At 70.8% G+C, this 22,382-nt stretch carries 17 protein-coding genes; 6 read left to right on the forward strand and 11 right to left on the reverse strand.

Annotated features, from left to right (window positions below; all coding sequences use genetic code 11):
- The first annotated feature begins 260 nt into the window (after window positions 1-260).
- Window positions 261-596 carry an RDD family protein gene (locus Vgi01_RS01315; protein WP_050814782.1) on the forward strand — a complete coding sequence of 112 codons (336 nt, stop codon included), beginning with the start codon at window positions 261-263 and terminating at the stop codon, window positions 594-596.
- 159 nt (window positions 597-755) lie between these two features.
- Here Vgi01_RS01315 and Vgi01_RS01320 read toward each other — a convergent pair whose 3' ends face one another.
- The 3 genes from Vgi01_RS01320 to lipA form a co-directional block, all read right to left on the reverse strand.
- Window positions 756-1,445, reverse strand: coding sequence for a DUF4191 domain-containing protein (locus Vgi01_RS01320; RefSeq protein WP_102660871.1), 690 nt, complete (start codon window positions 1,443-1,445; stop codon window positions 756-758).
- Window positions 1,446-1,541: 96 nt separating this feature from the next.
- Window positions 1,542-3,101, reverse strand: coding sequence for a glycosyltransferase family protein (locus Vgi01_RS01325; RefSeq protein ID WP_373306829.1), 1,560 nt, complete (start codon window positions 3,099-3,101; stop codon window positions 1,542-1,544).
- A gap of 119 nt (window positions 3,102-3,220) precedes the next feature.
- Window positions 3,221-4,267 (reverse strand): lipoyl synthase, encoded by a 1,047-nt coding sequence (gene lipA / locus Vgi01_RS01330; RefSeq protein ID WP_102660870.1) that lies wholly within the window; start codon window positions 4,265-4,267, stop codon window positions 3,221-3,223.
- A gap of 306 nt (window positions 4,268-4,573) precedes the next feature.
- Between lipA and aspS the strand changes: the two genes are divergently transcribed.
- Window positions 4,574-5,860: an aspartate--tRNA(Asn) ligase gene (gene aspS, locus Vgi01_RS01335; protein WP_204289900.1), complete on the forward strand. Its 1,287-nt coding sequence runs from the start codon at window positions 4,574-4,576 to the stop codon at window positions 5,858-5,860.
- 94 nt (window positions 5,861-5,954) lie between these two features.
- Here aspS and lipB read toward each other — a convergent pair whose 3' ends face one another.
- Both lipB and Vgi01_RS01345 read right to left on the reverse strand, forming a co-directional pair.
- Window positions 5,955-6,599 carry a lipoyl(octanoyl) transferase LipB gene (gene lipB, locus Vgi01_RS01340; protein ID WP_204289901.1) on the reverse strand — a complete coding sequence of 215 codons (645 nt, stop codon included), beginning with the start codon at window positions 6,597-6,599 and terminating at the stop codon, window positions 5,955-5,957.
- A 58-nt stretch (window positions 6,600-6,657) separates the two neighbouring features.
- Entirely contained in the window at window positions 6,658-8,475 is a 1,818-nt protein-coding gene (locus Vgi01_RS01345) for a DUF6311 domain-containing protein (protein ID WP_102660867.1), read from the reverse strand.
- A 175-nt stretch (window positions 8,476-8,650) separates the two neighbouring features.
- Here Vgi01_RS01345 and Vgi01_RS01350 point away from each other — a divergent pair, with 175 nt between their 5' ends.
- Window positions 8,651-9,889 (forward strand): extracellular catalytic domain type 1 short-chain-length polyhydroxyalkanoate depolymerase, encoded by a 1,239-nt coding sequence (locus tag Vgi01_RS01350; RefSeq protein WP_204289902.1) that lies wholly within the window; start codon window positions 8,651-8,653, stop codon window positions 9,887-9,889.
- Window positions 9,890-9,901: 12 nt separating this feature from the next.
- Here Vgi01_RS01350 and Vgi01_RS01355 read toward each other — a convergent pair whose 3' ends face one another.
- Entirely contained in the window at window positions 9,902-10,801 is a 900-nt protein-coding gene (locus Vgi01_RS01355; protein ID WP_204289903.1) for a TIGR01777 family oxidoreductase, read from the reverse strand.
- Window positions 10,802-11,093: 292 nt separating this feature from the next.
- On the opposite strand from Vgi01_RS01355, the gene Vgi01_RS01360 reads away from it, so the two are divergent.
- Window positions 11,094-11,732 carry a DUF305 domain-containing protein gene (locus Vgi01_RS01360; RefSeq protein WP_158244955.1) on the forward strand — a complete coding sequence of 213 codons (639 nt, stop codon included), beginning with the start codon at window positions 11,094-11,096 and terminating at the stop codon, window positions 11,730-11,732.
- Between the two features lie 149 nt (window positions 11,733-11,881).
- Here the strand turns inward: Vgi01_RS01360 and Vgi01_RS01365 are convergent, their stop codons facing one another.
- The 4 genes from Vgi01_RS01365 to lpdA all read right to left on the reverse strand — a co-directional run bounded on the left by Vgi01_RS01365 (window position 11,882) and on the right by lpdA (window position 18,879).
- A complete protein-coding gene (locus Vgi01_RS01365) occupies window positions 11,882-13,651 on the reverse strand; it encodes an LVIVD repeat-containing protein (protein WP_233197093.1) in 1,770 nt (589 codons plus the stop codon).
- A 253-nt stretch (window positions 13,652-13,904) separates the two neighbouring features.
- Complete coding sequence (locus Vgi01_RS01370) at window positions 13,905-15,233, reverse strand: low temperature requirement protein A (RefSeq protein WP_204289904.1); 1,329 nt, start codon at window positions 15,231-15,233, stop codon at window positions 13,905-13,907.
- Window positions 15,234-15,617: 384 nt separating this feature from the next.
- Complete coding sequence (sucB, locus tag Vgi01_RS01375) at window positions 15,618-17,414, reverse strand: 2-oxoglutarate dehydrogenase, E2 component, dihydrolipoamide succinyltransferase (RefSeq protein WP_204289905.1); 1,797 nt, start codon at window positions 17,412-17,414, stop codon at window positions 15,618-15,620.
- A 73-nt stretch (window positions 17,415-17,487) separates the two neighbouring features.
- Window positions 17,488-18,879 (reverse strand): dihydrolipoyl dehydrogenase, encoded by a 1,392-nt coding sequence (lpdA, locus tag Vgi01_RS01380; RefSeq protein ID WP_102661039.1) that lies wholly within the window; start codon window positions 18,877-18,879, stop codon window positions 17,488-17,490.
- A 180-nt stretch (window positions 18,880-19,059) separates the two neighbouring features.
- Between lpdA and Vgi01_RS01385 the strand changes: the two genes are divergently transcribed.
- Window positions 19,060-19,389, forward strand: a complete 330-nt coding sequence (locus Vgi01_RS01385; RefSeq protein WP_013735200.1) for a hypothetical protein — start codon at window positions 19,060-19,062, stop codon at window positions 19,387-19,389.
- Between the two features lie 74 nt (window positions 19,390-19,463).
- On the opposite strand, the gene Vgi01_RS01390 is transcribed toward Vgi01_RS01385, so the two are convergent.
- A complete protein-coding gene (locus Vgi01_RS01390) occupies window positions 19,464-21,032 on the reverse strand; it encodes a leucyl aminopeptidase (protein WP_204289906.1) in 1,569 nt (522 codons plus the stop codon).
- Between the two features lie 159 nt (window positions 21,033-21,191).
- Here Vgi01_RS01390 and gcvT point away from each other — a divergent pair, with 159 nt between their 5' ends.
- Complete coding sequence (gcvT, locus tag Vgi01_RS01395) at window positions 21,192-22,316, forward strand: glycine cleavage system aminomethyltransferase GcvT (protein ID WP_204289907.1); 1,125 nt, start codon at window positions 21,192-21,194, stop codon at window positions 22,314-22,316.
- Window positions 22,317-22,382 lie beyond the last annotated feature (66 nt).

Consider the following 22,382-nt stretch of genomic DNA (forward strand, 5'->3'; position numbering starts at 1 on the left):
CCGGCCATGTCTCCAGTGTTTCTGCCGTGTTACGTCCCTCGCGGTGTGTCACGGCTGACATAATGCGGACGCCGAAACCGGAGGGACTGGTCCGGCTGTGCCAGTCTAGTGAAACTTCCTGCTATTGGTCCGATTCCACGCCACGCGCACGGACCTGTTCCGGGCCGCTACGGCAGCGCTGAGTAATCTTGGCCGCTGTGACAACCCAGCCGCACGCTTCGACGCCGCCCGCAGCCGACCCCGACTTCGTACCGGCCGAACTGGGCCGCCGCTTCGGAGCGCTGATCATCGACTGGGTGCTCTGCCTGCTCGCCGCCGGCCTGTTCGCCAGCCCGACACGTGACGGCTGGGCGCCGGTGCTCGTACTGATCGTCGAGTACGCCATCTTCCTCGGCCTGTTCGCCCAGACCCCGGGCATGTACCTGACCCGGATCCGCTGCGTGGCCTGGTCCGACGGCGGCCGCATCGGCCTGCTGCGCGCCCTCCTGCGTGGCGTGCTCCTGGCCCTGGTGGTCCCCGCCCTCCTCATGGACCACAATCGCCGTGGCCTACACGACCGCCTCACCAACTCCGTCATAACCCCCGCCCCCCGCTGACCCCCCGCCCGGGCGTCCCGCGATCTTGCACTTCCTGACCCCGCAAAGCACCTCGATCCCGGCATAACGGCGACCAAAAGTGCATGATCGCCGGGGCGGGGCGGGGCGGGGCGGGGCGGGGCGGGGCGGGGCGGGGCGGGGCGGAGCGGAGCGGAGGGGTTAGCGGCCGCGCATTTGGCGGAAGGCGCCTCGGGGTGGGCGGAGGTTCTTGGGTACGGCGCCCTTGGGCATCTGCGGGCGGGCGGTGAGTGCCTTGAGCCGCTTGTCCAGCGAGTTGACGTCCTTGCCGCTGAGGTTGCGGGGCAGCCGCATCAGCGTCATCCGCAGCTTACGGATGGGCAGTTCGCCCTCTTCCTGACCGATGACGTAGTCGTAGAGCGGGGCGTTGCCGATCACCTTGGCCAGCCGGCGCTTCTCCTGGCCGAGCAGGCTGCGTACCCGCTGCGGGTTGCCCTCGGCCAGCAGGATCACCCCGGGGCGGCCGATGACCAGGTGGACCATGTCCATCTGGGTGGTCGAGCTGACCGCGGGGGAGACCCGCCAGTCGCCGCGCATGCTCTCCATGATCTGCGCGGCGGCACCCGGCTGGCCCTCGGCGGCGTTCATCATCGCCCGGTTGGACCGCAGGTTGAGCACGATCAGCAGGCAGAGCAGGGCGAACAGGATGCCCAGTGGCAGCCACAGCCAGCCCCAGAGCACGATCGCGACGACGGTCAGCGCGAGTGGGATCAGCACCGCGCCGGCGGCCAGTGGCGTGAACCACTTGTCCTGCTTGGCGGTGAACTTGAACACCAACCCGATCTGCTTCAGCCGCTGGCCGAACGAGACCTTCTCCTGGGGCTTTGCCATGGCGTCAAGTCTAGTGGTCGCGCGCCGCGCCGTTGATCGGCGTCCGGCCCTGGTCGGTGGACTCGGTTGATCATCGGCCTGACCGGGGCCGCTGGGTCAGCCGCGGGGCAGGTAGACGTGCCAGCCGTCGACGGTGAACCGGTCGAGGGAGTCGAGTCGCTGGTCGAGGCGAGCCGCGAGCGGCGACCCGTCGGGCGCGACCCAGGCCGCCCCGGCCGCCGCGTGGACGGCCGTGCGGTACGGGCGGTAGCGGTCGTGACCGGGGCGCAACTCGTCGTCGACGACCGCGCAGATCACGTCCTCCGCACTGGCGAAGGTGAGCCGGTTACAGGTCCAGTAGGTGCCGTAGACGTGCCGTACGCCCTGTTCGCGTAGCGCGGCGACCAGCGTCGTGTGCCGCCCTTCGTCGGCGTGCACGGCGGACACCCGACCCACCGCGCCCGCAGTGGCGACGATCGCGGTGCCCAGCGTCGCCGTCAGTACCAGCACCGCCGCTACCCGCGCGGTAGCGGAACGTCGCCCGCCGAGGCGGGTCGCCCTCCACAGGGGCCACAACAGCACCGGTACGGAGATCAGCAGGCAGGACAGGTAGCGGGAGCTTTCCACAGGCGTCCGCCCGGCCGCACTGCTGACCGTGTACGCCGCAATGGTCGCCACCGCCGCCCCGACCAACGCCAACGTCACCGCCGCCCCGACCCGTGCCACCGCATCGGCCCGTGAGCGGCGGAGGGTGTGCCAGGCGGTCAGGGCGGCGGCAGCCAGCAGCACCGGCAGCGCCACCGCCCACCAGAGTTGCCAGCCGGCACACCGGCCCGGGTCACAGAAGCCCATGCCGAGCGCCGGGCCGAGCACCAGCCCGCCGTACAGCCGGTCGAGCCAGCCGGCGGGCTGCTCGGCGCCGCTGGCGGTGAGTACCGCCGTGAGCGGGTTGCGGCCGGCCACCAGGCTGTCCACCAGCAGCGGTGCCGCGCCGACCAGGGCACCGAGGGTGAGCAGCCCGCCCGCTCGGCCACGCAGCTCACGCCAGCGGAACGCGACAAGCACCAGCCCGGTGCCGGCGACGTACGGCAGCACCAGCGGGTCGACCCAGACCATCAGCCCGGCGAGGAGACCCCACGACGTCCAGCGGGGCAGCCGTCGACCGGGACGCCCGACCGCCAGGTCGTACGCCAGCAGCGCCAGTGCCGCCCCGGCAACGTTCATCTCCGGGTAGCCGCCACCGGCGATCAGCTGGTTCTTGACGATCCGGTCCGAGCCGAGGGCGAGCAGGCCCACCACCAGCAGGGCGAACCAGTGGTCCCCGGTCAACCGCAGCGTCAGACGCCAGATCAGCAGCACGAACAGCGCGTACATCGCCAGGGTGGGCAGCCGCAGCACGAACGTCGACGGGCCCGCCACGGCGAACAGCGGCGCGGCCAGCCACGCTTCCAGGGTGCCCATGTACGTCTGGCCGTAGAACCAGACGGGGAACTCCTGACCCCGCGAGATGTGCAGCGCGGCCAGGCCCATGGTGGCCTCGTCGCTGTTGGTGGGCGGCGCGTCGAACAGCATCAGCCCGAGGCGGTAACCCACCCCGGCGACGAACGCGAACACGGTGAGCAGCACCGGCAGCCGGGGGCTGCGCGGCAGCCGGAGCGAGTCGGGCAGCGTCCGCAGGGTCGCCGGGAGCGCGCGCAGCGCGGGTCGTGGCTCTCGGCGTACCTCGGTCACCTGCCGATCATGGCACCCGCCCGCCGCCTGCCGACGGCGCTCGCGCGGCGCGGCGGCCGGAAACCTCAGCCGGCGACGGCGACGCCCTCGCGGGCGGCGAGAGCCTGCTGGTAGAGCCGGCCGGCCCGGTACGACGAGCGCACCAGCGGCCCGCTCATCACCCCGGCGAAGCCGATCTCCTCGGCCTCGGCGCTCAGCTCGACGAACTCCTCCGGCTTGACCCAGCGCTCCACCGGGTGGTGCCGGGGCGTGGGGCGGAGGTACTGGGTGATGGTGATCAGCTCGCAACCGGCGTCGTGCAGGTCGCGCAGGGCCTGGGAGATCTCGGTGCGCTCCTCGCCCATGCCCAGGATCAGGTTGCTCTTGGTCACCAGGCCGGCGGCGCGGGCCTGCCGGATCACGTCCAGGGACCGCTCGTAGCGGAACGCCGGCCGGATCCGCTTGAAGATCCGCGGCACCGTCTCCACGTTGTGCGCGAGCACCTCGGGCCGGGCGCTGAAGACCTCGGCGAGCTGCTCCGGTACGGCGTTGAAGTCGGGGATCAGCAGCTCCACACCGCAGCCGGGCTGCAGGGCGTGGATCTGCCGGACCGTCTCGGCGTACAGCCAGGCGCCGCCGTCGGGCAGGTCGTCACGGGCGACGCCGGTGATGGTGGCGTACCGCAGGCCCATCGACACCACCGACTCGGCCACCCGGCGCGGCTCGTCGGCGTCGAACTCGGCAGGCTTGCCGGTGTCGATCTGGCAGAAGTCGCAGCGGCGGGTGCACTGGTCACCACCGATGAGGAAGGTGGCCTCCCGGTCCTCCCAGCATTCGTAGATGTTGGGGCAGCCGGCCTCCTGGCACACGGTGTGCAGCCCTTCGCGGGAAACCAGCCCGCGCAGTTGGGTGTACTCCGGGCCCATCTTGGCCTTGACCTTGATCCACGGCGGTTTGCGTTCGATCGGCGTCTCGGCGTTGCGGGCCTCGATCCGCAGCAGCCGTCGTCCCTCGGGGGCGGGCGTCGCGGTGCGCGTGGCCTGGCCGGTCGTCGGTGCGGTGTGCTCGATCGTCACAAAAACGAGCCTACGCCGGATGGTGGCTGTCGATGAACAGCGGGCGACCGCCGTCACCCCGCAAATCCTGTGACGCCGGACACCGGGGACGGGAAAAACGGGTAACACGGCGACGGTGGGTGCTGCTAGCGTCGCTCGCACGAAGCGACCCCGGTGAAAGGAAGGGCACCCTTTTAACGCCTCCGGTAGAGGAAGGGCCCCTTCTTAACACCGGTGCTCAGTAGAGCCCGCCCGGCTGGCCCCGGTGAAAAGGCGACGAACGAGGCTTCCGCTGCGGTGGGAGCGAAGGTGTGGTGGCACCGCGAGGTTCCCGCTCGCCCACACCTCCCGGGGATCGCGTTGCGATTGATCGAGGAGGTAGCCGTGCAACGCATCCTGTCCGACCAGCTCACCCGGCACACCGGCGGTACCGTCCGGATCGCCGGCTGGGTACACCGCCGCCGACTGCTCAAGTCGGTGGCCTTCCTGATCGTCCGCGACGCCGCCGGCCTGGCCCAGGTCGTGGTCACCGACCCGGCGGTACGCGCCGAGATCGAGGCGTTGCCCGAGGAGACCGTCGTCGAGGTGGTGGCCACGGTGGCGGCGAACCCGGCCGCGCCCGCCGGGGTCGAGCTGAGCGACCCGACCGTACGCCCGCTCGGGCCGCCCGCCGTGCCGCCGCCGTTCGACCTGTACCGGCCCACCCTCACCGCCAGCCTGCCCACTCAGCTCGACCACGCACCCGTCGCGCTGCGCCACCCGAGCCGCTCGGCCGCGGTGCGGGTGTCGGCGTCGGCGGTGGCCGGGTTCCGGGCCACGCTGGACGCCCGCCGGTTCGTGGAGATCCACACGCCGAAGGTGGTCGCCTCGTCCACCGAGAGCGGGGCGAACGTGTTCGCGCTGGACTGGTTCGGCCGGCCCGCGTACCTGGCCCAGTCACCACAGTTCTACAAGCAGCTCATGGTCGGTGTGGTCGAACGGGTCTACGAGGTCGGGCCGGTGTTCCGGGCCGAGCCGCACGACACCGTACGGCACCTGGCCCAGTACACCTCGCTCGACGCCGAACTGGGTTTCATCACCGACCACCGGGACGTGATGACGGTGCTGCGGGACACCCTGGCCGGGATGCTGGACACCGTCGCGGACCGGGCCGGTGCCGCACTGGCCACCCTCGGCGTGACACCACCGCAGGTGCCGACACAGATTCCGGAAGTCCACTTCACCGAGGCGCTGCGGATCGCCGGCGCTCCCGCCGACGAACCAGACCTGGCGCCCGCGCACGAACGGGCGTTGGGCGAGTGGGCGCGGCGGGAACACGGCTCGGAGTTCGTGTTCGTCACCGGCTACCCGATGGCGAAACGGCCCTTCTACACCCATCCCGACCCGGCCCGGCCTGACTACTCGAACGGCTTCGACCTGCTGTTCCGTGGCCTGGAGCTGGTCACCGGCGGCCAGCGCCTACACCGCCACGCCGACTACCTGGACGCGCTGGCGGCCCGCGGCGAGCCGGTCGAACCGTACGCGGGCTACGTCGACGCCTTCCGCCACGGCATGCCCCCGCACGGCGGCTTCGCCATCGGCCTGGAACGCTTCGTCTCCCGCCTCACCGGCACCCCCAACATCCGCGAGGTGACCCCCTTCCCCCGCGACCTCCACCGCCTGACCCCCTGACCCTGACCCCGCAGGAGTTGATCAAGAGGTTTGCGTCGGCGACAGCACGATTCCTGACGCAAACCTCTTGATCACCGCGGGGACCCGCAGGTGGTCAGGGGGCGGGAGTGATGGTGGGGAGGTGGGTTTCGACGACGGGGAGGACGTCGGTGATGGGGATGGGGCGGTTCAGTTCGGCGGAGAGGGAGGTGACTCCGGCGTCGCGGATGCCGCACGGCACGATCTTGTCGAAGTGGGTCAGGTCGCAGTCGCAGTTGATCGAGAAGCCGTGCAGGGTGACGCCCTGGGCGACCCGGATGCCGATGGCGGCCACCTTGCGGGCCGGGCCCCGGTCGTCCTCCGGCACCCAGACGCCGCTGCGCCCCTCGACCCGGACGGCGGTCAGGCCGAACTCGGCGCACACGTCGATCAGCATCTGCTCGACCCGCCGCACGTACGCGACCACGTCGATCGGATCGGGCAGGCGCAGGATCGGGTAGCCGACCAACTGCCCCGGACCATGCCAGGTGATCTTGCCGCCCCGGTCCACGTCCACCACCGGAGTGCCGTCCATCGGGCGGTCCCACGGCTCGGTGCGCTTGCCGGCGGTGTAGACGCTCGGGTGCTCCAGCAGCAGCACGGTGTCGCCGGACTCACCGGAAACCACCGCGTCGTGCAGGCGGCGCTGTTCGTCCCAGGCGGCGGTGTAGTCGAGGACACCGGCGCGCACGGCCGTCAGGCCGGAGGTCGTCGTGGTCACGCGTTCCAGCCTAGACCCGTACTCGCTGGTCACCTGGGGTGAGCCGGCTCACCCGCGATCAGCTCTCGCGGACCCGCCACAGCCAGACGTCCTCGACCCGCTCCGGCTCGCCGAGCAGCATGGTCAGCGTCCGGCGCAGCGCCTCCTCGTCGACCGGCCACTTGGCACCGTGCACCTCGTCGGGGAGCACCACCGTCTCGATGCGCCAGTGCTCCAGGTCGGCCCGGACCTCCTCGCGGGTGCCCTCGGTGACGATCGGCGGCAGGCCGGTGCGGGCGGCCTGGTCGAGCAGGGCGCTGAAGGGCCGGGGCACCGGCCCGATCCGGCCCCGGCCGTCGGGACCGCCGGGGCCGAGGAAGAACCCGGACGGGATGGCGAACTCGCCCTGCCGGTTGGCCAGGGCGTACGCCTGCCAGCGTTGACCGTCGGGGTAGACGTCCAGGGCCAGCGGGGCGGGGGTCAGCGTGCCGCCGGGGGAGACGTACTCACGCCAGGCGCCCGAGGTGATGAAACGGGGGATGGGCTCCCGTTCGATTGTCAGCAGCGGGGTCGGGAACAGCGGCAGCAACGCCGCCACGAACCCGAGCGTCCAGGCCACCGCCGCCGGCCGGCGCGGTGGTCGCTGCCGCAACAGATCGATGGCGTACGCCAGCAGCACGCCGATCACCGGCGTCACCACCAGCGCGAGTCGGGCGGGCAGCGCGGCGTTCACCACCGGCAGCTGCCCGAGCAGGTCGAACGGCATCGGCAGGTCGGTGCGCCGACCGTCCACCTTCGCCACCGGCCCGAAGGAGAGCACGGTGAAGACCACCGCCACGATGCCCAGTGCCCACAGGGTGGCCCGGCGACGGGGATCGGCGCGTCGCCACAGCAGTACGAAGCAGCAGAGCGTCAGCACCAGCAGCGGCCACCCGAAGAAGGAGTTCTCCTCGGTCGGGTTCGGTGCCAGCGTGGTACGCAGACCGGCCTCGCCGGCCAGCGAGCGGCGCGGGAACGCCGCGTACGCGGCGATGTCCTCCGAGTGGATCACGGCGTCGAAGCCGGTGCCGTGGAAGCGCTGCGGCCCGGCGAAGTGCAGCCACAACGGGTACGCCAGCAGCACCCCGGCGACCACCGCGGTTACCGCGAGGCCGCGCAGGAACGACGGCAGCACCGCCCGCGCCTGCGCCCGGTTGGCCGGGTGCAGCGCCCACACGGCGACGAACAGGCCGAGCGCCAGGGCGGTGAAGAACAGCCCCTCGGCGGCGATCGAGAAGGAGATCGCGACAAGCACGCCCAGGATCACGCCGTCACGCAGCCAGTGCCCTGGACGGCGCAACGCGAACAGCCGCCACACCAGCAGCGGCACCAGCCAGCCGGCGGTCCAGTTCAGGTGGGCGTTGGCGTGCGAGACCATGCCGGGGGAGAAGCCGATGAACAGCCCACCGACGGCGGCGGCGAGCGGACTGCGGACCAGGTGCCGGGAGAGCAGCCAGTACCAGGCGACGGCGGTGGCGGCCAGGTTCAGGGTGAGGATCACCAGGAAGGTGGCCGGCGGCCCGATCAGGTACGTCAGCGGGGCGAAGACCACCGCGTACACCGTGATCGAGGTGTTGACCGCGAGGTTCACCCCGTCCGGGACGTTGATCAGGTACGTGTAGAGCGGGTTCTCCCCGTGGCTGACCGCGTGCCCGCCGAAGGCCAGCAGCCATTCGAACAGCGCCTGGTCGCTGGAGTTGACGGTGATCGCGCGACCGTTGGGGTCGCGCCACAGCCCGCTTGTCACCCAGACGGCGAGCGCCAGCGCGACAAGCGTCACGATCAGGTCGGCGCGTCGATCACGGGTGACACGGGCGGGCGAGGTGGGCGCGGACGCCACGGACGGCGAGGTGGGCACCTAGCGGACGTTACCAACCGCACCCGGACACGCTGGCACTTCCGGGTGCAAGTCAGAGTCCCACACCTGGACATCGACGAATGTGTGCATCCTCGCCATGTCATCACCCGGACGCAGCTGCGTAACCTCGCGGCAATCATCGGTGACCCAGCTCACACCGTCCCCTGGAGGTCCCGTGCGCCGCATCCGTACCCGCTCCGGCCGGTCAGCCGGCGTACTGGCCGGTCTGCTCGTGGCCGCCGCCGCGCTGGTGGCCGTCGCCACCCCCGCCCAGGCGGCGTCCCTGACCCAGGTCGCCAGCTTCGGCTCCAACCCCGGCAACCTCGTCATGTACGCGTACCGGCCGGACAACCTGCCGTCCGGCGCGCCGGCGGTGGTCCTGCTGCACGGCTGCGCCCAGGACGCGGCCGGTTACTTCGCCAACTCCGGCTGGCGCAAGTACGCCGACCAGTGGAGGTTCGCGGTGATCGTGCCCGAGCAGCGGTCGGCCAACAACTCCAGCGCCTGCTTCAACTGGTTCGAGACCGGCGACACCAGCCGGGGCCAGGGCGAGGCGCTGTCCATCAAGCAGATGGTCGACCACGCCCGGTCCGCCTACGGCACGGCCGCCAACCGGGTGTACGTCAGCGGCCTGTCCGGTGGCGGCGCGATGAGCGCGGCCATGCTCGCCACCTACCCGGACGTCTTCGCCGCCGGCTCGGTGATCGCGGGCATCCCGTACCGCTGCGCCACCGGAATGGTGAACGCCTTCTCCTGCATGAGCCCGGGCGTGGACAAGACCCCGGCGCAGTGGGGTGACCTGGTGCGTGCGGCGCACTCCGGCTACACCGGGGCGCGGCCCCGGGTGGCGATCTGGCACGGCACCGCCGACTACACGGTGATGCCGGCCAACGCCGTCGAGTCCCGCGACCAGTGGACGAACGTGCTCGGCGTGTCGCAGACCCCGACCAGCACCTCGGCACTGCCCGGCGGCACCAGCCTGGAGGTGTACGGCAACGACGCGGTACGCCTCTACCGGGTCTCCGGCATGGGCCACGGCACCCCGGTCAACCCCGGTTCGGGCGTGGACCAGTGCGGCACCGCCGCCGCGTACTTCCTGAACACCATCTGTTCGACGTACCGGGACGCGCTCTTCTTCGGCCTGGACGGCGGTGGCACGCCCTCGCCCACCCCGAGCCCGACGGTGTCCCCGAGCCCGACCGTGTCGCCGAGCCCGACGGTCTCGCCGAGCCCGACGGGTGCCCCGACCTGCGTCACCGCCAGCAACTACGCGCACGTGACCGCGGGCCGCGCCTACCACTCCGGCGGCTACGCCTACGCCAACGGCTCGAATCAGCGAATGGGTCTCTACAACACCTTCTACACCACCGCCCTGCGCCAGGTCGGCGCCAACCACTGGACCATCGGCTGCTGAGCGGGGCCGCTATCAGTCCTGCAACGCGGCCGCCAGGGCGGTGGGCAGGTCGGGGTGGCGGAAGGTGAACCCGGCGCGGGTCAGCACGCCGGGTAGCACCCGGGTGCTGGTCAGCGCCTCCTGGGCGAAGCCACCCAGGGCCACCTTCAGGGCCAGTCCCGGGATCGGGATGACGGCGGGGCGGTGCAGCTGACGGGCCAGTTCCCGGGTGAACTCGGCGTTGGTGACCGGCGCCGGGCCGACCACGTTCACCGGCCCGGCCAGGTCGGCGCGGGCGAGCAGGTAGGTGGTGGCGTTCAGCCAGTCGACCATCGAGATCCACGGAATCCACTGCCGTCCGCTGCCCAGCCGCCCGGCGATGCCGAGCTTGAACGGCAGCAGCATCGGCTTGAGCAGCCCCCCGTCGCGGTGCAGCGGCAGGCCGGTGCGCAGCCGCACCACCCGTACCCCGGCGTCCTCGGCCGGTCGGGTCGCCGCCTCCCACACCCGGGCCACGTCGGCGAGGAAGCCCTCACCGGCCGGCGCGTCCTCCTCGACCACCTGGTCGCCGGTGTTGCCGTACCAGCCGATCGCCGAGGCGTTCAGCAGCACCTCCGGCCGGTCGGCGGCCGGCAGCCCGGCGATGGTGATGGCCAGGGTGCTTGTGGTGTCCACCCGGCTGGAGCGGATCAGCTGCTTGTACCTGTCGTTCCACCGGCGGTCACCCACCCCCGCCCCGGCCAGGTTGACCACCGCGTCCGCCTCGGCGACCAGGGCCGGGTCCAGCTGCGCCGCCGACGGCGACCACTGCCGCTCGTCAGGGGTACGCGGTGGCCGCCGGACCAGCCGGGTCACCTGGTGCCCGTCGGCGACGAGCAGGTCGACCAGCTGGGTGCCGAGGAAGCCGGAAGCGCCGGCCATGAGGATCCGCATGCTCATATCTTCGGGTACGCGCGTCCGCCCGGCTGCCTCAGCCCGCCAGAGTTCTCGTCACCGGCCTTCGTCGCCAGCCTTCGTCGGCGGCCGGGGCTCACGGCGTCGCTCGATGGGCCGTTCGTCCGATCTGCTCAACCGTCCGGGTGGCCGGGGTGGATCAACCGGCAACCGCCCGGTCCCTGGTGACGGCGTAAGGCATGAGGCACTATGGCCTTCGCATCTGTGCAGCTCAAGCTTCAGATTGGGTACAAGAGTCATGCCGCTGTCTCGTCGTATGATCATTTCGGCCGTGGCCGTCACGGCCGTGGTCGGTTCGGGGGTGGCGTACGCCGCCTGGCCGGACAGCGAACCACCGCCGTACCGCCCGCCGAGCTCGCACGTGGTCCAGCCGGGTGCTCCGGGTCAGACCGGTAAGACCCTTTCGGAGGACGAGGTGGCGAAGATTTCGCCGCCCAAGTTCACCGCGGCCGACACGATGTTCATCCAGGGCATGATCCCGCACCACCAGCAGGCGCTGACGATGACGGCGCTGGTGGCGGACCGTACGGAGAACCCGGACATCAGGCTGCTCGCCAAGCGCATCGACGTCTCGCAGCGGGACGAGATTGCGCTGATGCAGCAGTGGCTCACGGACCGGAACGTGCCGACCAGCGGGCCGAACGCCGGTCACGCCGGGCACGAGCTGATGCCGGGGATGCTCACCCCCGAGCAGCTCGACCAGCTCAAGCAGGCCCGGGACGCGGAGTTCGACAAGCTCTTCCTCACCTTGATGATCCGCCACCACGAGGGGGCGGTGTCGATGGTGGAGGAGCTGTACGCCTCCGGCGGAGGGCTGGAGCCGGCCGCCGACCAGCTCGCCCGGGAATTCGAGGCCGACCAGAGCATCGAGATCGCCCGGATGCAGAAGATGCTGGCCGCGATGCGCTGACCTGCTCGCCGTGGTCCTGCCGTCCGAGCAGGACCACGGCGTACCGTCAGGTAGTTCTCGGTCCGGACCACGGCGAAGTACCGCAAAGGCGAGGGGCACCTCGGCTCGAATGGTTTCGAGTCGAGGTGCCCCTCTACTTACCGAACAGATCAGAGCGAGGCGCGCAGGTCCAGGATCGCCTGCTTCAGCGCCTGGTGCTCAGCACCACTGATCTGGTTGGAGATGGCACCGAGCTGGGCCACCGCCGCGGAACGCTTGCCCTCGGCAGCGAACTTCTCAGCCCGCTCGAGGAACTTGTCCACCTGGGACGTCATCTGCTTACCCAGGGTGTTGGCACGGACCGCCTGGTCGTAGTGGGCCCGGGCAACCGCGAAGCTCGGGGTCCACTCGATCTTCGGCTGGTGCTGGGCGTTGAACTCGGCGAGCTTGACCTGCGAGGCCGCCGTGATCTCGGCCGCCGACAGGTGCTCGCTGGGCTTCAGCGCGAAGACGTCGAGGCCACGAGCCATCTCGTTGCCGTACAGGTTGCCGTTGTACCAGTACACCGACCAGTAGCCACCGCTGACGATCCGGTCCGGGTTGATCGGGCCGCGGTCGAAGAACGCGATCTCGGTCGGGTTGGCGGAGTCGGTGAAGTCGAACACCGAGAGACCGCCCTGGTACCAGGCCTGGACCATGATGTCGCGGCCGGGGACCGGGATCAGCGAGCCGTTGTGCGCAACGCAGTTCTCCGCGGTGGTCTGCGGAACCGGCAGCTTGTAGTAGCTGCGGAACTCCATCTTGCCGTCGACGATGTCGAAGATGGCGTTCGCGCCCCACTCCGGCTGGTCGATGTCGCGGCAGCGAGCACCGCTACCGCCGCCCCACTCGTCGGTGAAGATGACCTTGGTGCCGTCGTTGTTGAACGTCGCCGAGTGCCAGTACGCGAAGTTCGGGTCGGAGACCTCGTCGATCCGGACCGGGTTCGCCGGGTCCGAGATGTCGACCAGGATGCCGTTGCCCTGGCACGCACCAGCGGCCAGCCCGATCGCCGGGAAGGCGGTGATGTCGTGGCAGGTGTTGGTGTTCGGCGACGGCGACCAGGTGCCACCGGACGGGTGACGCGGCGTGGTCGGGCCGTTCTGCAGGCCGTCGATCCGGCCGGTCGTCGGGTCGGCGAACAGGCGCGCCGCGTTCACCACGGCGGCCTGGTGCGGAGCAGCCAGCGGAACCTTGATGACCTCGATGCGCCAGCGCGAGGGGTTGTCGCCGTCGGCCGGGTTGTTGTTGCAACCCTCCATCGTGTTCGCCGGGCGCACGCCAGCGGTACCCGAGTTGTAGATGTAGACGTGGTTCTTGTCCTTGGGGTCAGTCACCACGGTGTGCGTGTGCGAACCGCGGCAGAGCTGCACCGCGGCGACCTGGACCGGGTTGCGCACGTCGCTGATGTCGAAGACCCGGACGCCCTGGAAACGGGTGCCGACGCTGCTGTTGGTGCCACAGTCGACGCGCCCGCGGGTCTCCTCGACCGACATGAAGACCAGGTTGCCGAAGACCGAGGGGTCACCCTGGCCACCCGGGCAGACCACGCTTGTGACAAGCGTCGGGTCGGCCGGCTTCGAGATGTCGACGATGTTGAAGCCGTTGTAGTTGCCCAGGACGGCGTACTTGTCGCCGAAACCGAGGTCCGAGGCGATGAACGAGCCGGCACCCGGGTTGTTGGGGTCGACGAAGCCAGCCGGCTTGGGACGGTTGGCCAGGTGCTCCAGATTGCTGATCGCCGTTTCAGCGTCGAGCCAGCCGGCACCGAGCCCGACTCGCGGGTCGGGCTCCGCGGCCGACGCGGTGCCCGGCAGCGCGCCGGCCAGGAGCAGCCCGGCGGCGATCACGCCGAGGGCTTGCCGGCCCCGGCGGGGCCGAGAGGGGGTTCGAACTGTCATTGCCTGCCTTTCGGTGGAACGACCGACGCGGGGGGTTCCATCAGGAAGGACGCGTCGTGTGCGTAGGACCGTACCGACGACGGAACTTCTGTCGTCTCCGCCGAACGGGTGAAGAAAAAGCCAGGTGGGAGCGCAGAACGGCGGCTTCCGTCAGGTACCGGAAACAACCTGGTTGATCTTGGACGATCGTCCGCCATTCGTCGAATGATCATCTGCGCGTTGCCCGGATGGTCGCGAGTGGAGGGTGAATCGCTCAGGGCATCGCGTCGGGCGGATCCTCGTGCCAGCGGGCCCGGTAGGCGGCCTCGTGGGCCTCGTGCGCGGTCCGCTCCTCGTAGACCACCGCGCGAAGCGCCCGCCGGCCCTCCGACATCAGCACCACCTCGGCGGTGATCAGACCGACGCAGATCACGGTGAGCAGACCCATGGTGACCAACCCGGGCAGCACCATGGCGACCGGGATGCAGGCCGCGAGCACCCCCAACGTGCCGAGCCGCAGCCAGGACAGGGTGTGCAGGGTACGCAGCTGGAACAGCATGTTCCCGGCCAGATAGAGGATCACCCCGCCGAACAGCAGTGGCACGTCCGGCCCGTGTGCCGGCTCGCTGAACGGGACCCCCGGCTCGGCGATGTCGTGCACGATGCCCTCGGCACCGAGGGCGAACAGGATGATCCCGGCGATCATCGGCAGATAGAGATACGCGTACGCGTCGCGGGCCATCAGCACCCGCGGCCGACCGAGAGTGGCGTGCAGGGCGATCCGGGCGGCCGGCCCGATCACGTCGTAGTGCAGCCACCACAGGGCGGCGGTGAAGACGATCCCCAGCACCGCCGCGGTCACCCCGGGCCACGTCGGCGCCTGGCCGATCAGGTTGCTGCCCAGACCGACGGAGATCACCGACTCACCGAGCGCGATGATCAGAATCAGGTCGTACCGTTCGGTCCAGTGCTCCGCGGAGGTCACCTCCCAGCCCCACGTGCTGGCCAGCAGACCGGTGCCGTACTGGAGCAGGATGACGGTGACCCACAGCCCGTCGCGGATCACCTCCGCCATCCCCATGTCGCTGAGCTTGCCGGGCAGCAACGCCGCCACCAGCAGCAGCACGGTGCTCAGGCTCAGCTCGGGGGCGTACCGCATCAACTGCCGGCGTTCCGTCGGGTTGTCCCGGACGATGTGCAGGAACAACGCCAGGTGCACAGCTCGGATGACCACGTAGCTGACCGCCACCACGACCGGCCCGGCGTGGGTGCCGTGCGAGTCCTGGAACGCCTGCGGTAGGGCGAGGGCGAACGAGAACAGCGCCGCCATTCCGGCCACCATCAAGATCGGCACGAAGCCTTCGCCGATGCGTACCCGGGTCGCCACCACCGTGTGCACCACCCAGCACCACCAGAGCACCGACAGTACGAGCAGGGCGTGGAACAGACTCCGCCCGGTGATCTCCGTGGCGGTGGTGCGGGCGATGTTGAAGAACGAGAAGACGAAGACCAGGTCGAAGAAGATCTCGAACTTGTCGACCCGGGCACCCGGCGCAATCCCGACGGCCGGCCCGAGCCGTCCACGCCAGCCCTTCTCGCTCACCGCCTGAGTTTCCCAAGCTCAACACAGTGAGGGGTGAATTTCGCCCCCAGCCCACCCACCGAGCCCCACCCACCCTCCCACCCCGCCTTCCCGCCCACCCCACCCCACCCCACCCCGCCTTCCCGCCCACCCCGCCACTGCTCCGCCGATCATGGAGTTTCGGTCGGCATATTAGGGGCGCATAAGGACAAAGCGGCGACCAGAACTGCATGATCGACGGGGTGAGTGGTCGGGGTGAGCGGTCGGGGTGAGCGGTCGGGGTGAGCGGTCGGGGTGAGCGGGGTGGGGTGGAGGAGGGCGGGGTGGGGCGGGGTGGGGTGGGGTGGGGTGGAGACGCGAAGGGCGCCCCCGGTGACGGGGGCGCCCTTCGCGGTGTTCGGTGGGTTACAGGCCGAGTTCGGCCTCGAAGTTGCCGGCCTCGAGCCGCTCCTTGACCGCGGTCAGGAAGCGGGCCGCGTCGGCACCGTCGATGATGCGGTGGTCGTACGACATGGCCAGGTAGACCATCGAGCGGACCGCGATGACCTCGCCCAGTTCGGGGTCGTTGACCACGACCGGGCGCTTGACCACGGCACCGGTGCCGAGCATCGCCGACTGCGGCGACGGCACGATCGGGGTGTCGAACAGCGCGCCCCGGCTGCCGGTGTTGGTCAGCGTGAAGGTCGCACCGGCGATCTCGTCCGGGCTGATCTTGTTGGTACGGGTGCGCTCGGCCAGGTCGGCGACGCGCTTGGCGATGCCGCCGAGGTTGAGGTCACCGGCGTTGTGGATGACCGGCACCAGCAGGCCCCGCTCGGTGTCCACCGCGATGCCGAGGTTCTCGGCGTCCGGGTAGGTGATCGTGCCGGCGTCGAGGTCCATCCGAGCCTGCACGATCGGGTACGTCTGGAGCGCCTCGATGGCCGCCAGGGCGAAGAACGGCAGGAACGACAGCTTGACGCCGTGCCGCTGGAGGAACGAGTCCTTGGCGCGGGCCCGCAGCTTGGCGACCTTGGTGACGTCCACCTCGACGACCGTGGTCAGCTGCGCGGTCTCCTGAAGCGACTGGTGCATCCGCTTGGCGATGGCGGCGCGGATGCGCGGCAGCTTCTCGGTGGTGCCACGCTTGGCGCTCGGCTGCGGCTTGGCAGCCGGCTGTGCCTGCGCGGCCGGCTGCGCTGCGGCCGGGGCGGGCGCGGCCTTGGCGGCGCGGGCCTTCTCCGCCGCGTCCAGCACGTCCTGCTTGCGGATCCGGCCACCGACGCCGGTGCCGTTGACCGAGGCCAGGTCGACGCCGTGCTCACTGGCCAGCTTGCGCACCAGCGGGGTCACGTAACCGGCCGCCTCGCCGTTGGCGCTGGGTGCGGCAGCGGGCTGCGCGGTCGGGGCCGGGGGAACGGCCGCCTGCTCGGTCTTGGTCGGCTCCGGCGAGGTCTCCGCCTCCGCGGCCGGCTCGTTGTACGACGAGCCGGGCGTCGGCTCGGAGACCTGCGGTTCCGGCTTGGCCTCGGCCTGCGGCTCCGGCTTCGGCTCGGGCTTGGCCTCGGCCGGGGCGGCACCTGCGGCACCGATGACGGCCAGCGTGGCGCCGACCTCGGCGGTCTCGTCCTCGGCGACCTTGATCTCCAGGACGGTGCCGGCCACCGGCGAGGGGATCTCCGTGTCGACCTTGTCGGTGGAGACCTCCAGCAGCGGCTCGTCCACCTCGACGGTCTCGCCGACCTGCTTGAGCCAGCGGGTGACCGTACCCTCGGTGACGCTCTCGCCCAGCGCGGGCAGCTTCACCGGGGTGCCCTCGCCCGACGGCGCGGCGGCCGGGGCCGGCTGCTCGGCCGGCTCCTGGACGGCCGACTGCTCCGCCTCGGCCTGCGGCTGCGCGGCCGCCTCGGCGGCCTGCTCGGCGGGCGGTGCCTCCTGGTGCTCGGCGGGGGCCTGCCGCTCGGAGGGTCCGCCGGCCGACTCGCCTTCGCCGGAGATGACCGCCAGCTCGCTGCCGACCTCTGCCGTCTCGTCCTCGCCCACCACGATGCGGGTCAGCACGCCGGCCGCCGGGGACGGGATCTCGGTGTCGACCTTGTCCGTGGACACCTCGAGCAGGGGCTCGTCGACCTCGACGGTGTCACCCTCCTGCTTGAGCCAGCGCGTGACGGTGCCCTCGGTGACGCTCTCGCCGAGCCGGGGCATGGTGACCGATACCGGCATGTTCTCCAGACTCCTTCATTTCCCTGGTGGGGGGATCATCGCCCGTCGCCGGACGCCTCGGGTACGTCGTGGGTCAGGCGTGCGCGTGCAACGGCTTGCCGGCGAGGGCCAGGTGTGCCTCGCCCAGGGCCTCGTTCTGCGTCGGGTGAGCATGCACCAGCTGCGCGACCTCGCCCGGGTACGCCTCCCAGTTGTAGATCAGCTGCGCCTCGCCGATCAGCTCGCCGACCCGGGCGCCGACCATGTGGACGCCGACCACCGGGCCGTCCTCGACGCGAACCAGCTTGACGAAACCGGTCGTCTTGAGGATCTGGCTCTTGCCGTTGCCGCCGAGGTTGTAGTTGTACGTCTTGATCTTGTCGGCGCCGTACTGCTCCTTGGCCTTCGCCTCGGTCAGGCCGACCGACGCCAGCTCCGGGTCGCAGTAGGTGACGCGCGGGATGCCCGCCTCGTCGATCACCGCCGGGTTCTGTCCGGCGATCTGCTCGGCGACGAAGATGCCCTGCTGGAAGCCGCGGTGGGCGAGCTGCAGGCCGGGCACGATGTCGCCGACGGCGTAGACGTTCGGCACGTTGGTGCGCAGCCGCTCGTCGGTCAGCACGTAGCCGCGGTCCATCTTGACGCCCTGCTCCTCGTACCCGAGGTTGGCGGTGTTCGGGCCTCGGCCGACGGCGACGAGCAGCAGCTCGGCCTCGACGGTCTCGCCGCCGGCGATTGTCACCTTGACGCCGCTGTCGGTCTTCTCGACCTTCTCGAACGGCTTGCCGACCTTGAAGTTGATCTTCCGCTTGCGGAACGCCCGCTCCAGCGCCTTCGACGACTCCTCGTCCTCGGCGGCGACCAGGCGGGGCAGTGCCTCGATGATGGTGACGTCCACCCCGAAGGACTTCCACACGCTGGCGAACTCGACGCCGATCACACCGCCGCCGAGCACGATCGCGGAACTGGGCACCCGGTCCAGGACCAGGGCGTGGTCGCTGGTGATCACCCGCTCGCCGTCGACCTCCAGGCCCGGCAGGCTCTTGGCGTACGACCCGGAGGCCAGCACGATGTTGCGACCGGTGTAGCGCTTGCCGTCGACCTCGACCGCGTTCGGCGCGACCAGCTTGCCGGCGCCGGCCACGAAGGTGATCGCCTTGTTGCCGGTGACCAGACCCTGCAGGCCCTTGTAGAGCCGGGAGACCACGCCGTCCTTGTACGAGTTGACCGCAGCCATGTCGATGCCGACAAGCTCGGCCTTCACGCCGAACTGCTCGGACTCACGGGTCTGGTCGGCGATCTCGGCGGCGTGCAGCAGCGCCTTCGTGGGGATGCAGCCGTTGTGCAGGCAGGTGCCGCCGAGCTTGCCCTTCTCCACGAGTGCGACGGACAGCCCAAGTTGAGCGGCGCGCAGCGCGGTCGCGTAGCCGCCGCTACCACCTCCGAGGATGACGATGTCGAAGGTTGCGTCGTTCGGCTCGCTCACGTTCAACTCCCAGGTCGCTTCGCTGCATCGGGGGTCACGGCGGGGTAACAGGGATACACCCCACCTCGGCCATCTTGTCACCACCGGGTCGAGAGCGCGTACCGAGGTGCCCAATGACACGTTGTCGCCACGTACCCTTGGCACTGCCTTCGATGACGCGACAGGTGGGGAGACGGCTCAGTGGGACTGTTCCGGCGACGCAAGCGGGCACGCGCGGCCGAACCTGACCGTACGGCCAATCGCGCCGATCTGGAGCACCTTGAGAATTTTGTCCGCACCCGAAAGGGTGTCGAGGCGTACATCGAGCCGCGTACCACGGTCACCGAGACCACGGTGATCCTGATCGCCGACGACGGCGAGTGGACGCGGCGGCGCATCAACGGGCCGGACGGGGCGCGGCGCTTCGCCTACCGGCTGAGCATTCCGATCTACGACGTGGCGCTGATGGGCTATCCGCAGCGCATGCGCGACTACAACGAGCGCCGCAAGCGCCGCCCGGAGCTGTACTGAGCTGTACTGAGCGACGTGTTAAGAAGGGCCCCCTGCTATACGCGAGGCGTTAACAGGGGGCCCTTCCTTACCCGTCAGCCGTTGGCGGCGACGTCCTCGATCAGGTGCAGCAGGGTGCGTACCGGTACGCCGGTGCCGCCCTTGGTCAGGTAGCCGGTCGCCTCACCCGAGTGGTAGGCCGGGCCGGCGACGTCGATGTGCGCCCAGGCGACGTCGTCGGTGACGAACTCGCTCAGGAACACGCCGCCCTGCAACATGTGCCCGGCCCGCTCCATGCCCGCGTTGACCTGCGAGATGTCGGCCACGTCGGAGTTCATGCCCTTGCGTACGTCGTCCGGCAGCGGCATCGGCCAGGCCGGTTCGCCGACCGCGTCGCCGGCGGTGCGGACCCGCTCGCACAGCTCGGGCGTACCCATCACCCCGGAGATCCGCTTGCCCAGCGAGACCACCTGCCCGCCGGTCAGGGTGGAGGTCTCGAAGAGGTAGTCGGTGCCGTCGGCGCAGGCGCGGGCCATCGCGTCACCGAGGATCATCCGGCCCTCGGCGTCGGTGTTGAGCACCTCCACCTTCTTGCCGTTGAACATGGTGATCACGTCACCCGGCCGGTACGAGCTGCCCGACGGCATGTTCTCCGCGATCGGCACGTACGCGGTCACCGCCACCGGCGGCTTCAGGTCGGCCACCGCCAGCATGGTCGCGGCCACCGCCGCCGCCCCGGCCATGTCGGACTTCATCTCCCACATGCCCTGCGACGGCTTGATCGAGATGCCGCCGGTGTCGAAGGTGATGCCCTTGCCGACCAGCGCCACCCGCTTGCCGGTGCCGCCCTCGGCGGGGGTGTACGTCAGTTTGACCAGCCGCGGCGGGGCCTCCGAGCCCTGCCCGACGGCGATGATGCCGCCGTAACCGCCTTCGCGCAGCGCGACCTCGTCGAGCACCTCCACCCCGAGGCCCGCGGCCCGGGCGGCCTCGGCGACGGCCTCGGCGAAGACCGGCGGACGCTGCTCGTTCGGGGCGACGTTGACCCAGTCCCGGGTCAGCCGTACGGCGGAGGTCACCGCCACGGCCCGGCTCACCTCGTTGCGGGCACCGGCGTCGGCGGCGTCCGGCACGGCGATCAGCACCTCGGCCACCGGGTCGCGCCGGGTCGGCTGCGGCCGGGTCTTGTAACCGGCGAACCGGTACCCGCCGAGCAGCGCACCCTCGGCGACGGCCCGCAGCGCGGTGCACGCGTCGGCGTCGTCGGGCAGCGGCAGCGTCAGCGCCACCCGGGCCGAGCCGGCCAGCGACCGTACCGCTGCCCCGGCGCCCCGACGCAGGGTTTCCGGGGCGGGCGCCGCACCGCTGGGCTCCGGCCCGAGGCCGACCGCGGCGATCACCGGGGCGGTGATCGTGCCCAGGGTCGCCAACTTGATCACCTCGCCCGCGCCGCCGGTCGCGCCGAGCAGCGCCAGCGTCTCGGTCAACCTGCCGTCGAAGGCGGCGGCGATGCTCTCCGCGCCGCTGGCGAGCAGCAGGCTGCCGCCGTGGCCGCTGGTGGCATCCTCGCCGGTCGTACTGTGCACACCGATCACGATCGCGTCGACGGCGAGTTCGGCGGGGTCGGTGTCGACCAGGCTCAGAGTGGTGCTGGGCGATGTCACGGAAGCTGCTCCCGGGCAGGCCGGGCCGGTCGCATGGTGGCGTACCGGCGATGGAGTTGGCGACGGGTGGTTACCCGCCGGCGTTGATGCTGCCCCGCCGAATCCCGGGGGGTCCCGCCGATGCTAACCAGACCGCCGGGTCCCGGTAAGTTGCGACCCATGACCGACGTGAGCATCGACGCCGCCGAGACCCGGCTGCGGCGTACCCCGCTGGCCGAGCGGCACACCGCCCTCGGCGCAAAATTCGCCCCCTTCGGTGGCTGGGAGATGCCGCTGGAGTACGCCGGTGGCGGGGTGCTGCGGGAGCACACGGCGGTCCGTACCGACGTCGGTGTGTTCGACGTCTCGCATCTGGGCAAGGTGCGGGTGACCGGGCCGGGGGCGGCGGAGTTCGTCAACGCCTGCCTCAGCAACGACCTGGGCCGCATCGAGCCGGGACGGGCGCAGTACACCCTCTGCTGCGACGAGGCCACCGGCGGCGTGGTGGACGACATCATCGCCTACCTCTACGCCGACGACCACGTCTTCCTCATCCCGAACGCCGCGAACACCGCCGAGGTGGTGCGCCGGCTGCGCGCCGCCGCCCCGCCGCAGGTCACGGTCACCGACGAGCACGAGGCGTACGCGGTCCTGGCCGTGCAGGGGCCGCGCTCGGCGGATCTGCTGGACGCGCTGGGCCTGCCCACCGGACACGAGTACATGAGCTTCTCGCCGGCCACCCTCGACGGCGTCGAGTTGACCGTGTGTCGGACCGGCTACACCGGTGAGCGCGGCTACGAACTTGTGGTACCGGCCGCCGACGCGGTAACGGTCTGGGACGCGCTGTTCGCCGCCGAACCGACGCCGCAGGCGTGCGGGCTGGCCGCCCGGGACACGCTGCGCACCGAGATGGGGTACCCGCTGCACGGGCAGGACCTGTCGTTGGAGATCAGCCCGGTGCAGGCCCGTACGGGCTGGGCGGTGGGCTGGGACAAGCCGGCCTTCTGGGGCCGCGACGCGCTGCTCGCGGAGAAGGCTGCCGGCCCGACGCGTACGCTGCGCGGCCTGACCATCGCCGGTCGGGGCATCCCCCGCCCCGGCATGGCCGTCTTCCACGGCGACACCCAGGTCGGCACCGTCACCAGCGGCACCTTCAGCCCTACCAACAAGCAGGGCATCGCGCTGGCCCTCATCGACACCGCCCCCGCCCTGCCCGACGGCGCCGAACTCCAGATCGACATCCGAGGCCGCCACACCCCCGCCCACCTCACCCGCCCCCCCTTCACCCACCCCTCCGTCAAATAACCCCCGCCCCGCGCCCCGCCGCCCCGCCGCGCCCCTCGCCCGCGCCCTCGCCTGGTTGATCAAGAG

It is taken from the genome of Micromonospora gifhornensis, assembly GCF_016863515.1.
GTDB lineage: Bacteria > Actinomycetota > Actinomycetes > Mycobacteriales > Micromonosporaceae > Micromonospora > Micromonospora gifhornensis.